Source organism: Echinicola shivajiensis, from assembly GCF_018642165.1.
Classification (GTDB): Bacteria; Bacteroidota; Bacteroidia; order Cytophagales; family Cyclobacteriaceae; genus Echinicola; species Echinicola shivajiensis.
Window position 1 is genome coordinate 55,200 of the sequence record NZ_JAHHZM010000006.1, and the last position, 15,412, is coordinate 70,611.

Genomic DNA, 15,412 nt, shown 5'->3' on the forward strand with positions numbered 1-15,412 from the left:
TAAGGAAATGATCAAGTACTTCATATTTGCAGGCGTTTTTATGTTGAATTTTTGGGACTTAGTCGCTCAAGTGCGGGAGAAAGCCGAATCATCAAAACCCAATATTATTTTTATTCTGGGGGATGATATGGGCTATGAGACCTTGGGATATAAGGAGGTTTTAAACTTTCAGACTCCCAATTTGGATGCCTTAGCACAGGAAAGTACCGATTTTACCAATTGTGATGCCCAACCACTCTGTGTGCCCACAAGAGTTAAATTGATCACTGGACAGTATAACTACCGTAATTATACGGGTTGGGGTAGTTTTAATCTTGAATTTCTTCCACTGGGACAGATGATGAAAGCTGCAGGCTATACAACAGCAGCATTTGGGAAATGGCACTTGAGTAAAACTCCTGAAGAATTGGGTTTTGACGAATTCAGTTTGTTCAATGGCAGTCCAGGAGAGCTCACTTATGCTGAGTTTTTCAAAAGGTATTTTTATAATTGTCCACTAGAGGAGAATGAAGGGGCATTTATAGCTGACTATGCTCCTGATAGATTTAATGAAAGAACCTTGGATTTTATCGAGAAAAATCAAGATCAGCCTTTTTTTATATATTACCCAATGTCCTTGGCGCATAATCCATTTGAGCCAACGCCAGATAGCGTAGATCCCACTTCCACTGACTGGCAGCAAAACTTTGAGGATATGGTGACATATGCGGACAAGATGATTGGAAATGTGATTCAAAAACTCAAAGAAAATGGATTGTATGAAAATACAATTATCATCTATACTACCGATAATGGAAGTAAAACATTAGAGCATCATATGAGTGATGGTGAGGTAATCTATGGTGGAAAGGGTACTACAAGTCATGATGGTGTACATGTTCCGTTGCTAGTGAAATATGATGGTAAAAGGCAAACTTCTGATGAGCTTGTCGATTTTACTGATTTTTATCCGACGTTCGCAGACTTAGCGGGATATGATTTATCTGCTGTAAAAGAAAAATTGGATGGGGTATCCCTATTGCCTGTTCTTGATCAGAAACAAAGAGTAGGCAAACCTTATATATTTTCGACGTTCTTTCATCCTCTGACTACTTATATAAGGGATAAGGACTATAAACTGTATTACGATGGGAGATTGTATAATCTCAAGGAGGATCCAAGGGAATTACATCCTTTTTATCAGCAAAATGATTCCGGTATTACTGCATCTGCTAGGACGGTATTAGAAGGCCTATTTGATGATATTTTTGAAAACAGTGAGCTTTCAAAGTATCCAGCCAAACATAAGTTACTGGGCAAGTATGGGGATTATAAAGGGCTTAAAGACGAGGTAATGCTAGGCGGATACATTTATGATAAGTTAGAGTTTACACCTCAGGCTAAAGTCATAAAGGTTGATTTAAGCAAGTTCATTTCAAATACAGAGCAGACTTATCAATTGAGAATAGCTAGGGAGTATGAGTCATCAAACTCTGGATTGACCTATGCAAATGTTAAAGTCAAGCATGTTAAGATTATCAAAAGTGGAAAGGTATTGAGAGAGCTGGGCAGTTTATCCCTTGAACTGAAAACAGAACGGGACTATGTTAAGCTTAGAGAAAGTGGAAATCCCATCATATCTTTTAAGATGACAGGGGATAACTCGATGCTGGAACTAGGAAAGCTGGAGAATTCTAAGGCAGGTAAGGTGGAATTGGAACTAGAGGTAGAGGTGTCCAATCCAGATAATCAATGGGGAGACCGTATTATGCTTTACGTCTTTTTGGATAGAATGAATTCGGTTTGATATAATTTTACTAATGACTGATGATGTGGAAAAAGAAGATTCTCAAAATTGATTTATGACTATTAAATAGGAAAGAGAAGTGTAACTGTACATTTTTATAGTTGTATGTATGATAGATTTGCACAAAAAATGATATATTTTTTGCTTAAGGCAAATTTAGTATTGGTTTTAGGTAAATATATTAGAGTAAATGTCCTAATTAATCGCCTAATTTGTTGTTATAGAATCGTTTAATAGGTTATAATTAGGGTTTGAAAAGGTTAAAAATCCCGGAAGCATTTCCGGGATTTTTTTGTTTGTTAGTAAAATCGGAAAAAGTGAATTTATTGAAGGCGTAAAAGAAAATTTATGATCCATAAATATTGCGTTTAATAATGCCAATTGTCTAGTACTGATTACTGCTTCGGGATGATAAAAGTCATCAGTAAAACCAAAATTGGTCATTTTTTCTTTGCAACAACTTTTTGATATTGGAAATGGTCAGAACCCTTAGGTTGATGGGCAATTTAAATCCATCAACTTTTTAAGTCATGAATGTTTAATTAAATGCCTATTCGTCATGAAAAAAATACTTGTTCCCGTAGATTTCTCGAAATATTCAGAAAATGCCTTCTTAAGTGCATTAAAAATTTCAGAAAAACTTGGCGCTCAACTAACCTTGGTAAATGTAGTCAATACGCTGTTGGAATGGGATAAACTTTCAACAAACGAAAAGACCAAGCATAGAGATATTATTGATCAGGAGGTTGAAGCTAAAGATAAATTGGATGCCTTTGTACAGAGGCACAATATTGGAAAAGTTCCTGTAGATATCGTAGTAGCAGTTGGTGTTCCTTACGAAGAGATACTGTCGCTAGCTCAAAAAATTGCTGCTGAATTGATCATTATTGGTGCTTATGGAAGGGGCACTGAGGGAGAGAAGTTTATAGGCTCAAATATTCAAAAAGTGATGCGCAAAGCGGAGTGCCCAGTTCTGGCCGTTAAACATGCTATTGACGGGAATTCTTGGAGAAAAATGGCCATAACAACTTCTTTAAATAGTCAGCTTGACGGTAATTTGGATAAACTGATTCCTCTATTCAATGGTTTTCAACCTTCACTTCATTTATTATATGTAAATACTCCAGAGCACTTTATGCCCAGCAAAAAAACAGAAACCTTACTGGAGGAATTGGCGAGTAAGTTCCATGGATTTACAGTCCATCAACATATTTATAACCATCCCGAAGTCGAAAATGGGATTGTGGAATTTTGTAAGTCTAGAAATATAGGTTGGATCACGATTGTTTCAGACCATAAAGGTGAAAACAGTAGTTACCAAATTGGAGTTACGGACACCGTTTTATTTAAAACAGCGCTTCCAATTTTAAGTATTCATACCAGTTGATTTATTATTATGATTAAATATTATCAGTACTTTGGTTTTTTATTAAGCTGCTGATAACCATATGAAACTGTTTTATCAACTGTCAGGAAATGAAGTTTTAACAGAACTTAAAAGCTCTATGGATGAGGGATTAAGTTCCGAGGAGGTTTTAGTAAGAAGAAAGGTTTACGGATGGAATGAATTTGAGCAGGTAAAAGGAAGCTCCTTGCTGAGTAAATTCTTTAAGCAGTTCAAGAGTTGGTTGGTTATAATATTGCTTATGGCCGCGCTGATTTCATTTTTTACTGGGCACAGGGTTGATACCTATGTGATATTGATTGTAGTATTAATAAATGCCGCAATAGGTTTTGTACAAGAGGTAAGGGCTGAAAGTGCGATTCATTCACTTAAAAAGATGTTGGTACCTAAAGCTAGGGTCATTAGAGATGGTTTTTCACAGCTTATTCCCTCCAAAGATTTGGTGCCGGGGGATATATTAATTTTAGAGGAAGGGGAAAATATTCCTGCAGATGCGCGGATCCTTGAATCCAAAAGTCTTCAAGTAAATGAATCTGCCCTAACTGGGGAGTCTATTCCAGTTGAAAAAAATATTGAGGCATTGACTCAAGAGACTGTTTTGTCTGAAAGAAAAAACATGCTTTGGAAGGGTACTTTTATTTCTTCAGGTTTTGGAGTGGGCTTGGTTACAGCTATCGGAGGCAAGACGGAGTTGGGGAAGATTGCCCAGGCGATCACCGAAATCAAAGCCACTAAAACCAATTTTCAGGTCAAAACGGATAAGTTAGCTAGTCAAATGGCCTTTTTGGCAATTGGGGGAACCTTATTATTGTTTGTTGTGGGATACTTTTTTAGTGATTTCGTGCTTTCAGAATTACTTATGGTTTCTTTGGCTATGATGGTGGCGGCGGTTCCCGAAGGTTTGCCGGCCGTATTATCCATTGTATTAGCAATCGGCTCCCATCGTATGGCTAAAAAAAATGCGATAATAAGGGAAATAACTTCGGTAGAAACCTTGGGTGCTGTAAGTACAATTATTACTGATAAAACCGGTACCATAACTCAGAATATTCTTACGGCCAAGAAAATTAAAGTTATGGATGAAGAGGAGTTTACCCTGCAGGGTGATGGTTGGATTCCCGTAGGTGATTTTTTCCAAGGGGATCAAACAGTAAATCCCCGATCATTTAATCAATTATACAAATTACTCCAAGTAGTAGGGACCAGTAATAATGCCAACTTTAAACAAAAAGGAGAAGTGGTTTCTGATGAGATCATTGGAGACCCTACAGAAGGAGCGCTTTTGGTTTTAGCAAAAAAGGCAGGTATTTATGGACAAAGAGGAAGTGGCCATATCAAGAGACTGGATGATTTTCCGTTTAATTCAAAGCAAAAATTTAGGGCATCATTATGTGAGGTAGAAGGGCAGAAGGAGTTATTTGTGGTAGGAGCAGCAGAGAAAATACTGGCATTATCCAATAGATACCAAAATTCAGAAAAAACATTATACCTGAAAAGTCAAGATAAGGATTGCATCAACAAGACCATTAACGATTGGTCGGCTGATGCCATGAGGGTAATTGGAGTGGCCTATAAAACCGATTTGGCCAGAGAGTATGATTTAGGTTCAGCGGCTCATCAAGAATTAATATTTTTGGGAATAGTAGGCATTGTGGATCCAATAAGGCAGGGAGTTAGAGAGGCTGTTCAAAAGTGCAAAGAAGCCGGAATAAGGGTGGTAATGGCCACAGGGGATCATATTAATACAGCTATAGCTATTGCGAAAGGGGCAGGAATTATAGATCAAGAGGGAAATGAAGGCCTCAGTCTTACTGAAAATGACTTGGAACAACTTGATGACCAGAATTTTCAACAGGCTATTCAGGAAGTTCAGGTATATGCTCGCTTAAGTCCATTAATGAAACTTAAGATAGCAAAAAGCTTGCAGGAGGCAGGAGAATTGATCGCCATGACCGGGGATGGCGTAAATGATGCACCAGCGCTGAAAAAGGCCGATGTAGGAGTGTCAATGGGGAAAATGGGGACGGACGTGGCCAGGGAGGCGTCCAAAGTGGTTTTGGCAGATGATAATTTTAGCACCATTGTCAGTGCTATTGAAGAAGGAAGGATTGTTTTTAATAATGCTCGGAATACCAGCTTTTTTTTGGTAACCACAAATTTTGCCGAGGTAGCTACCATGGTTGTTTTGGTTTTAATGGGCTACCCACTTCCACTTACCGCTATTCAAATTTTATGGCTTAACTTGGTTACTGATGGGTTTGGGGATTTGGCTTTGGCAGCTGAAAAGGGGCATGGGGACGAATTAAAAAGGAAACCGATTCCCCGTCATGAAAATATTCTGAATAAAGAGGTTTTGCCTTTTTTGATGATAATGTCTGTTATTATGGTTGGGCTTTGTGTAGCTATTTATTTTTGGCAATTCAATGAAAGTATTGAAAAAGTACGGACTGCGGTTTTTGTCACCATGGCCACCACGCAGTTGTTCAACTTGTTCAATATGAGATCCCTGTACCGTTCGGTTTTTGATATTGGGTTTTTAAGCAATAAGCTGGTGCTGCTTACTTTTTTTATCTCACTTGCTATTGAAATATCGATAATTGAAATCCCTTTTTTCCAAGAGATCTTTGACTTTGAACAATTAGGACTTTATGAATTCCTTTTTTTGATTCTAGTTTCCTCTTCAATTCTATGGGCAGGTGAACTTTACAAGTTAATTGTAAAAAGGATATCATAGTAATTCTAATAATAGCATTGCAATTGGTTTTAATGACTTGAGCTTATAGGTTAATACCTTTTAATTGAATGACTGTCGGAGTAAGGCCTTTGCCTTAATAAGTTGGTTTTTCACAGTGTTTTTGGAGATAGATAGTTCATCCGCAATTTCTTGATAGGACTTTTCTTCGTATATGTTTTTCTCCAGAACCAATTTTCTTTTAGGGGATAGGTCCCCGATGAGCTCTTCCAATTTATTGAACTTTGTTTCTTTTTCGATAATCTCTTGTTGGTCTTCTTGGAAGATGTTGTTCCAATATTGTTCTTTTAGCTCATTATTTTTTTTGACCTTTTTGAAATAATCAAAAATTTCATTTTTTATTGCAGTAAAGATGTAGGCATTGAAATTCATATCAGGGTTTATCTTGTAACTTCTCTTCATTATCTTAACAAATACCTCGTGATAAATATTTTCAGCCTCCTCTGCATCTTTGATAATGGCCATTCCATACCTTATTACAGGAGTTCTATAAAATCGATAAATTTGATCTGCAGCGTTTGGATCTCCTTGGATGAATTGTAATAAAATTTGTTTGTTAGGTTGCTCCATGATATAAAATTTTATGTTCCAACTGTTTAAATATCCAAGTTTATTATAATTGTTATTGCGTATATCACGTATTAAAATCCTCAAAATACGAAAATGATATTTCTTCCATTCATTTTATGTATAAGATGTGAGTGCTTAAGAAATAAAAATGGATTCTATTGGAAATCACCTGTTTGATGGATAGGTCTTTCGCAGAGCCTTGAAAAAAGTATAAGAAATACTTAAAAAAATTAGATAAAGAATAGCCCGAGCAGGCGACTATAAGTATTATTTACAACAAGATGAAAAAAATAGAGGATGACCTTAAAAAGTAAACGCTTAATTTCTTTGGATGCCCTTCGAGGGCTGACCATTGCCTTCATGATTTTAGTAAATAATCCAGCAAGTTGGGACCATGTATTTGGCCCATTATTACATGCAGATTGGCATGGGATCACTCCTACGGATTTCATTTTTCCCTTCTTTTTATTCATTGTGGGGGTGTCTATTAGTCTTGCGTATTCTAAGAGGTTGGATAGAGGAGCATCCAAAAAGGATATTTATAAAAAGGTACTTTTCAGAGGGCTTAAAATATTTCTTTTGGGAATTTTCTTGGGGATGTTTCCCGATTTTGACTTTAGTGATATTAGGGTAGCTGGGGTGCTTCAGCGGATTGCAATAGTTTTTGTGCTTTGTACCTTCATTTATATCAATATAGAATGGAAGAAACAGGGCTACTTGGCATTTGGGCTTTTGATTGGCTATTGGTTGGCCATGACTCTAATACCTACGCCAGGTGAGGGGATGGTAATGTTGGAACCTGGGAAGAACCTTGCTGCATGGATCGATCAGATATTATTGCCGGGTATGATGTGGCAAGGAAGTTGGGATCCAGAAGGGCTTTTCAGTACCATCCCTGCTATTTCTACCGGGATTTTGGGCATGTTGGCTGGTAGAACCCTACTTTCGGATCTGGATGGAAATGAAAAAGCTAATAAGTTATTGGTTCAGGGATTGGTTCTAGTGATGTTAGGCATGTTTTGGCATTTGTTCTTCCCCATTAACAAAAATCTATGGACAAGTTCATTTGTCTTGGTAACTGGTGGAGCAGGATTTAGTTTCTTGGGGGCCTCCTATTACTGGGTGGATTTAAAGGGGCATTCTAAAGGCACCAAACCCTGGATAGTTTTTGGTTCTAATGCAATAACAGCATATGTCCTTGCGGATTTGTTATCTTTACCTTTTTATGGCATAAACATAGGTGGAGATACCTTAAGTGGGCATTTTATGTCCATTATGATTGGATTGGGGATGGCTGCAAATATGGCCAGTATGTTTTATGCCATCATCTTCGTGGGTATAAATTATATCCCTGTTTATTGGTTGTATAAAAAGAAGATATTCATCAAATTATAAACCAATTTGGTTTTAGATAATGAACGATATTTAGTTTTGAAAGGTCTTTTGTGGATTGAATTCATTGTAAAATAGAGTAGGGAAGATATGAAAAAAGAGCAGAGTCCGGAAAAATTGCTCCAAAAATTGATAGATAATAAAATCAGCAGGGAGGAATTTGACCAGCTAATTGAAGGGATGAGTGAAGAGGATAAACAAGGCCAGTTTGAAGAACCTTTGAGAGAGCATTTCGATAAGTTTATGGAGGAGTGGATGGGCAAGGAAAAAGAGGAAAATAGCTTGAATGTTAAAAAGAAAGAAACATAAACTATTTTCCCGCAAGGTACTTTTTCCGGTATTCAATAGGGTTGCAGCCTTTTACTTGCCTGAATTGCCTTGCAATATTCTTACTGTCATTTAGTCCAAGATCTAAGGCAATTTCGAAAATTGTCAAATCTGTTTCTAACAGTTTCTGGGTGAACTTTTCTATTCGCAAATTATAGATGTATTTGTATATTGGATAGCCTGTGATCTGAAGGAAGCGCTTTTCTAAGGATCTTCTGGATAGGGGAACTTGTCTGACTACCTCATTAACCTGTAGATTGTTCTCAATATTCTGGTGAATATACTTAAGGGTAGAAGCGATGTATTCGTCATTAGTGGCGTAAATGTCGGTAGACTGTCTGGTAATAATCTGGGTAGCTTCCACAATAATATCGTAGAATGATTGATTACCGTTTTTTATCATATGTTCCAATAATTTAGCCGTATCATAACCTCCTTTTTCGATATCCATGGCGATACTTGAAAGGGGAGGAACAGACAGTTCACAGAGCATTACATCATTGTCCACACCCAGCACGGCAATATCTTCAGGAATCCTGATATTATTTTGTTGACAGGCCTCGGTGATATGAAGCCCTTGGTTGTCATCGCAGGTCATAAGTGCAATGGGCTTGGGGAGAGAGAGTAACCATCGGCTCAGAGAAATACTTTTATAATGCCAAATGTCAGTTGAACGGGCCTTTCGGTGTTCAAAATAATGTACCTTATAACCTTGTTCATTTAACCTTTCTTCAAATCCCTCGGCTCTTTCCCTAGACCAAACGATATTGTTAAATCCATAAAAAGCAAATTGTTTAAAGCCCTTTTTTAGGAAATAGTCTGCCCCTAACTTACCGGCTTTCCTATAATCACCAGTAATATTGGGAAGTTCATCAAATCGTTCTTTAAAGTCTTGTGCAATAACAGGAATACCTGAGTCTTTAATTTTCTGAAGATCCATATCGTTGTACAGCTGTCCAATGATACCGTCAGCGCCCCAGTCTTTGGCCCAATCCAAGATGCCTTCAATGCCTATGGTCTCCCTATAGTATAAAGGCATCCTGCAAAAAGTCCAAGGACCATGTTCTAATGAATACTTAGAAACACCTTTAAGGAGACTTTTACTGTATTCTTCAGCGAAATCTAATAGTAGGATTACTTTATACATTTAATCAGCCTGCAGTTTGAAACAACTCTTTGACACTTTTTACAGTGGCATTTTTGACCAGCGGCTTGGCCCAAATACCAATGCTTAGGACATATCCCAAAGTAATTAATAAAAAAAGCATGGCCAATTGCAGTCCCAATAGTTCTGCGATTCCTCCTATGATCAGTGGAACTATAGCCCCACCCGCAATGGCAGAACATAATATGCCTGAGAATGTGCCATGATTTTTCGGAACGGAATTTAGTGCCAATGAAAAGATGATTGACCACATGACTGATGCGAAAAAACCTGTCAAAGGAAAAGCAATTAATGAGATTTCTGCTGTCCCAAACAGGCCGAATAAAAGGCTAATGATGGCCGCAGTGCTAAATGCCACTAGGACCTTATTACTGTCAAGGAATTTTAATAATACCAGTCCTAAAAGGCAGCCTACGGTCAGTAGTCCCCAAAAATAGGAAATGACTTGGGCTCCCTCTTTGGCGGGATCTATGCCGTGATAAGTTTGAAGGAATTTTGAGATCCAATTGGCAATGCCTTGCTCAGATCCTACATAGCAAAAAATTCCTAAGAAGTAGAGCAGGACGTATTTATTGGTCAGGAGGGATTTGAAAGAGCCCTTAATGTCCATTTTTTCATCTTCTTTCAGCTCTACCTTGGGGAATTTTATAAAGAAAATAGCCAGACACATCAACAGGGAAATGCCAGCAAATACCCAATATAAGGAAACCCATTTTAAGTTTTCAGGAACAAGACCTTCCAAAAAAACAATTATTCCATGGGTATGCCCTGAATGAATATTGGTGACCAAATAGCTGTAAAGCATTGGGCTGAGGAATGATGCAGCACCAAATGCTAATTGTCCCATAACTGAATTAAAGGCAAAGTGCTCTTCCCCTCCAGCGGTTCTTAATAGTGGATTGATTACCACCTGAAGCATAGCCATTCCTATTCCGATAATAAACAAGGACAACAGGGCAATCTTAAAGCTCGGAAACAAGGCAAAGCTAAGGGCTCCAATAAAAGCCATTAGAAAAGCAGCCACTAAAATTTTTTTTTCCTTGTATTTTTCGACCAAAAGGCCAGAAGGAATTGACATTACTCCATAAGCCACAAAAAATGAAAAGGGTAGAAAACCCGCTAGACCAATGCTTAAGGAAAAACTATCAATAATGTCAGGAATGATAGGGCCTAAGATGTTTGTCAGAAATGAAATGACGAAGAAAATCAGCATTATGAGTAGTACAAGTAGTGGTTTTTTTGACATTTTAATTGTGTGGTTTTTGGTTGATCAATGCTGCAGCTCCCAAAAGGGCTATGTTTTCGTTATTGCTGACTTTGATTTGTAATCTATTGAGCGACTTGGGAAATATAAAATCCTTGAGACTTTCATACATACTCTCCTCAAAGAAGGAAAAAGCCTTGGAAAGGGATCCGCCTATGACAATTGCTTCTGGATCGTAGCCATAAAGTACACAGGTCACTGCTTTCCCGAAGTGTTTCCCAAATTCCTGCCATTGTGCTAAAGCTTGTGGGTCTCCTTTTTGGGCAGCCTCAAAAGCTAATAAAGCACTTGTCCCGTGAAAAGTACTAAAGAAATTCCCACTAGCGTAGTACTCAATATTCTGGTCCAAATAAGGTAATAGTCCAATTTCTCCGGCACCACAATTATGCCCTGTCAATAATTGATTGTTCATGATTAGCCCTGCTCCTAATCCTGTTCCAGCCGACATTCCCACTACTGAACTGAACCCTTTTGCCTGACCAAACTGGTGTTCTCCAAGTACAAAACAGTTTACATCGTTATTGACCTTAACAGGTAGCTTGAACTCCGCTTCAAGTATATCCTTTAAGTTGACTTTTTCCCACGAAGGAATGTTGGTTACATTATAAACTATGCCTTTTTCTGTATCGACCACGGATGGAACTCCTATCCCTATTCCAGTGACATCAGAATTCACAAAGGGATGGATAAGAGTTTTTACTTGATCCAGAGTAGAAGAAAGAGAGTCTTTATTAGTCAGGAGAGCCTTGGTTTGGTTGGAAATGATACCATTGTTTTCCAGCCCAACTTGGATTTTGGTTCCGCCTAAATCAACGCCTATATTCATATGTGAAAGTTAATTAGGTAATAGTGGTCTTGATATTATTTTTAGAAATACTTGGTTTTACATTTTTGGGCTATTGATAAATTGGAGTAATCGAATTTTAGCTGATGAGTCATGTATCTTAAAGACTTCAACTGAATCAAGTTCAATTTTGCCCAATAGCCTTATTGAACATAAAATAGTAATTTATAACGAAACCCGCATATTGTTTAGCGGGGGTAGGTTTTAATCCCAAAATTTATGTTTAAAAGATTCTCCTTAATAGAGTTAAGACTATTTATTGTGGTCATCATTTTGATTTTCAGTTTGATGGATTTTGCAATTGCTCAAGAATTGGCATTGAACAAAATTCAATTAAAGGAACAACTCATATTTCCGTTGCAATCCCAGCATGTACATGGTAGCAGCATAGTGTCTTTACCTAATGGAGACATGCTGGCTGTTTGGTTTCAAGGTTCAGGGGAACGAAAGTCAGATGATGTCAGGATCATGGGGGCAAGGTTAGAAAAGGGAAAGAATAAATGGTCAATCCCTTTTTTAATGGCCGATACTCCTGGTTTGCCTGATTGTAATCCAGTGTTATTCTTGAATAATAATAACAAATTGTTTTTGGTTTGGATAGCCGTACAAGCCAATCAATGGGAGGAATCTATTTTAAGGTTTAGGACTTCTCTGGACTATAGTGAGCCAGGTGCTCCTAAGTGGGAATGGCAAGATAATATCCTATTAAAACCAGGAGATGAATTTGCCGAGGAGGTGAGAGAAAAAACAAAAGATTTGCCCAAGGACCACTCAGGATGGTCGGAATATGCCCGCCCCTATGATGAGCATATTGCATCTGCGAGTGAGGATAAGGGTAAGCGGAGTACTGGATGGATGACACGAATCAAGCCATTATTGATGGAAAATGGGAAAATTATTCTTCCCCTGTATTCGGACGGATTTAATTTTTCTTTGATGGCTATTTCAGAAGATGATGGTGATACATGGAGACCAAGCCTCCCCTTAGTTGGTAGAGGTCCCATACAACCAGCATTAGCACAAAAGGAAAATGGAGATTTGGTGGCTTTAATGAGGGATAGTGGTGGTGCTCCGAGTAGGGTGCAAAAAAGCATTTCTAGCGATGGAGGGAAATCCTGGACAGCATCCTTAAAGACTGATATGCCCAATACAGCCAGTGTAGAACTATTGAAATGGGATAAGGAGCACTGGTTGTTCCTGGGAAATGATATTTCGGATGGTAGGTATCAGTTGAGTCTATTTATGTCGGGAGATGAAGGGGATACTTGGTCCAGAATCTGCTTTTTAGAAAATGATGAGAATAAGAAAGATCGATACTCCTATCCTTGTATGATAAAAGGAAGGGACGGTAAATTACATATTACCTACTCCAGCCATTTAAGCGGAGGCGAGAAGTCCATTAAATATCAAATACTGGATCCAGAAGTGCTTTTGAAGTAGACATAGGTAGCCCTTTTCCGATATACTAAAGTATTATGCATACAAACCCACTTACCATGTAAAATTTCATCATATGCAAAAGAATATATTTATACTCACCTTATTGGCTATTTCTCTTTCTGAGTGGTCCTGCACGAGTGAAGGAAGCACTGAAAGCACCGTGTCGACCAATGTTTATATCGATGAGGTCTTCATGCAGGATTATAGTATCAAATATTTCCTCAAAGCGGATGTAGAACCATTGAAAGTTGGCAGTGACCGAAACGGTGTGATTAAAGTTTTGACAAAAGAAGGATTATACCAACCTCATGCAGGGGACTTTTTGTACCCAGGAACATTGGTCCCTGACCATAGCTATAGGGGAATTACGGATAAATCATTAAAAGATATGCAGGTCGAAGAGGAGCAATTTATGTTTTTGGACACAAAGGCAGTGCTTTCCAATGCTTGGGCTGGTGCTCTTTACGTAGAGCATGGAATGAATAAAGTACAGGGATTTGTGGCTGAATCCCGCTATGCTTATTTAATAAGCAATGGCAAATCCTTAAGTTATATTAAGGATTCAAAGAAAGTATGGAGTAACCACCTTGGAGAAGATATCAATGATATCACTTATTCTGATGATCAGGGAAAGTATTTCATTGCTAGCTCGAAAGGGCTCTATTCGTTTGATGTTAAATCTGAAAAGTTAAGACAGCTCTTGGAAGGACAAGGTTTTACCAGTTTGGTGGTTTTGACCGGTGGAGAGAAAGCTATGATAGGTACTACAAATGGATATTTTGAATTTGATCTGAGGAGTAATAAGGCAAGTAATATAAAGAAAGACTTGCCTTGGACCGATATAACTTGTGTTAAAGAGATCAAAGGCAATATATGGTTTGGTACAACTAAGGGTGCATTCAGGCTTAAGTCAGATGGTACTTATGATTATTATTTTGGAGAGCGATGGTTGTTAGGGGATGAAGTTATTGATATTGCTAAAGGGAATCATGAGGAGGTTTTGGTATTGACGGAGAAGGGACTAAGCAAGTTGGTATTTGAGCCTTTGACATTGTATGATAAGGCCATGTATTATGAGCAACAAGTGAGGAAGCGACATATCCGATATGGGTTTAACTCATCACTTTCCAGTATGGAAAAAGGGAATATAGACTCTGGCATGTTGAAGGATTCTGATAATGATGGACTTTGGACGGCGATGTATTTGGGAGGTCAGGGCTTTCGCTACGCGGTGACAGGAGATCTTGAAGCTCTGCAAAACTGTAAAGAATCGTTAGATGCTATGGAGAGGCTCTATACCATAAACCCTGTCAAAGGGTTTCCCTCCAGGTCCTTTAACCGATCAGGCTATATAGATGTACTTTCAGATCCCGAAAGGTGGCAACATACAGATCATCCTGAATGGGACTGGAAGGCCACAACCAGTAGTGATGAGGCTATCGGTCATGTATTTGCTTTTGGCGTTTTGGCTGAACTGGTGGATGATCCGGATATTAAAAAGCAGGCCATTAGTTTATTGGATGCATTGATGCAACATATTGTTGATAATGATTTTTACTTGATTGACTATGATGGAAAGCCTACCTTATGGGGAAAATGGCATCCAGATTATGTCAACAATTTCCCAAATATAGTGGGAGATAGAAAACTGAATTCTTCCAATATTATTGCCATGCTTCAAACTGCTTATCATTTTACCAATAAGGAAATCTATAAAGAAAAAGCATTTGAATTAATGGAAAAGCATGGGTATTTGGAGAACTTAATGGTTCCTATGGAAAATATTGGTAAGGTGCCAGAAGATGCGGACAAATGGGCTGCCATGCTTTCAGAAGCCTGGAACCATTCTGATGATGAAATGTACTTTTTGGGATATTGGGGATTATATAGGTATGCTTTTAATGATAGTTTAAAAACAAAATACAAACTGGCAATCAAAGACCATTGGGGAGCTGAGAGACCGGAAAAGGAAGGTTTGTGGAATATTTTTACTGCTATGGTTAGCCCAGAGGATTTTGATAGGGAAGAGGCTATCTGGTATTTAAAAGAATATCCTCTTGATTTAATCAACTGGACAATGGTCAATAGTCATAGAAAGGATATAAAAATGCTGGAAAATAATTTTAGACAGCAAAGTACAGCATCAGTACTTCCCCCAGATGAATTGATGATCCGTCGACATAATGCCAATCGCTTTAATCTGGATGGTGGATCTGATGGAAGGCAAGAGAGTAGCGCGGGAGATATTTGGCTCTTGCCTTACTGGATGGGAAGATATTTAGGTGTAATATCAAGTCCCGAAATTGCAAATTATGATTGATATGTTGCAAAATATAGAGATTAAAATATTTTTTTATCAATAATTCAGCCTAGAAAAGTCATTTTGTGGGTTTTGTAAATTTTTCGCTCTCTTCACATAAAGTTCATCTTTAGCCAATAGCCTGATTTTAACTTTTCTGAGTCTTTA

Annotated in this window: 11 protein-coding genes; 7 read left to right on the forward strand and 4 right to left on the reverse strand. The window is 38.0% G+C overall.

Annotated elements, in window-relative coordinates:
* Nucleotides 1-7 precede the first annotated feature (7 nt).
* The 3 genes from KMW37_RS12095 to KMW37_RS12105 all read left to right on the forward strand — a co-directional run bounded on the left by KMW37_RS12095 (nt 8) and on the right by KMW37_RS12105 (nt 5,925).
* Nucleotides 8-1,786, forward strand: a complete 1,779-nt coding sequence (locus KMW37_RS12095; RefSeq protein ID WP_215224896.1) for a sulfatase-like hydrolase/transferase — start codon at nt 8-10, stop codon at nt 1,784-1,786.
* Nucleotides 1,787-2,345: 559 nt separating this feature from the next.
* Nucleotides 2,346-3,173, forward strand: a complete 828-nt coding sequence (locus KMW37_RS12100) for a universal stress protein (protein WP_215224897.1) — start codon at nt 2,346-2,348, stop codon at nt 3,171-3,173.
* Nucleotides 3,174-3,234: 61 nt separating this feature from the next.
* Nucleotides 3,235-5,925 (forward strand): cation-translocating P-type ATPase, encoded by a 2,691-nt coding sequence (locus KMW37_RS12105; protein WP_215224898.1) that lies wholly within the window; start codon nt 3,235-3,237, stop codon nt 5,923-5,925.
* Between the two features lie 60 nt (nt 5,926-5,985).
* Here KMW37_RS12105 and KMW37_RS12110 read toward each other — a convergent pair whose 3' ends face one another.
* Complete coding sequence (locus KMW37_RS12110; protein WP_215224899.1) at nt 5,986-6,513, reverse strand: RNA polymerase sigma factor; 528 nt, start codon at nt 6,511-6,513, stop codon at nt 5,986-5,988.
* 297 nt (nt 6,514-6,810) lie between these two features.
* On the opposite strand from KMW37_RS12110, the gene KMW37_RS12115 reads away from it, so the two are divergent.
* The gene (locus KMW37_RS12115) at nt 6,811-7,908 is read left to right on the forward strand and encodes an acyltransferase family protein (protein WP_215224900.1); all 1,098 of its coding nucleotides are present in this window, start codon (nt 6,811-6,813) and stop codon (nt 7,906-7,908) included.
* A gap of 87 nt (nt 7,909-7,995) precedes the next feature.
* On the forward strand, nt 7,996-8,214 hold the full coding sequence (locus tag KMW37_RS12120; protein ID WP_215224901.1) for a hypothetical protein: 219 nt from the start codon (nt 7,996-7,998) through the stop codon (nt 8,212-8,214).
* A gap of 1 nt (nt 8,215) precedes the next feature.
* On the opposite strand, the gene KMW37_RS12125 is transcribed toward KMW37_RS12120, so the two are convergent.
* Genes KMW37_RS12125 through KMW37_RS12135 form a run of 3 tightly spaced genes read right to left on the reverse strand, consistent with a single transcriptional unit; the run spans nt 8,216 to nt 11,487 of the window.
* Nucleotides 8,216-9,379, reverse strand: a complete 1,164-nt coding sequence (locus KMW37_RS12125) for an AraC family transcriptional regulator (protein WP_215224902.1) — start codon at nt 9,377-9,379, stop codon at nt 8,216-8,218.
* A gap of 4 nt (nt 9,380-9,383) precedes the next feature.
* Nucleotides 9,384-10,643: an MFS transporter gene (locus KMW37_RS12130; RefSeq protein WP_215224903.1), complete on the reverse strand. Its 1,260-nt coding sequence runs from the start codon at nt 10,641-10,643 to the stop codon at nt 9,384-9,386.
* 1 nt (nt 10,644) lies between these two features.
* Nucleotides 10,645-11,487 (reverse strand): ROK family protein, encoded by an 843-nt coding sequence (locus KMW37_RS12135; RefSeq protein ID WP_215224904.1) that lies wholly within the window; start codon nt 11,485-11,487, stop codon nt 10,645-10,647.
* Between the two features lie 237 nt (nt 11,488-11,724).
* On the opposite strand from KMW37_RS12135, the gene KMW37_RS12140 reads away from it, so the two are divergent.
* Both KMW37_RS12140 and KMW37_RS12145 read left to right on the forward strand, forming a co-directional pair.
* On the forward strand, nt 11,725-12,945 hold the full coding sequence (locus KMW37_RS12140) for a sialidase family protein (protein WP_317195570.1): 1,221 nt from the start codon (nt 11,725-11,727) through the stop codon (nt 12,943-12,945).
* A 73-nt stretch (nt 12,946-13,018) separates the two neighbouring features.
* Nucleotides 13,019-15,265, forward strand: a complete 2,247-nt coding sequence (locus tag KMW37_RS12145) for a ligand-binding sensor domain-containing protein (RefSeq protein ID WP_215224905.1) — start codon at nt 13,019-13,021, stop codon at nt 15,263-15,265.
* Nucleotides 15,266-15,412: the final 147 nt, after the last annotated feature.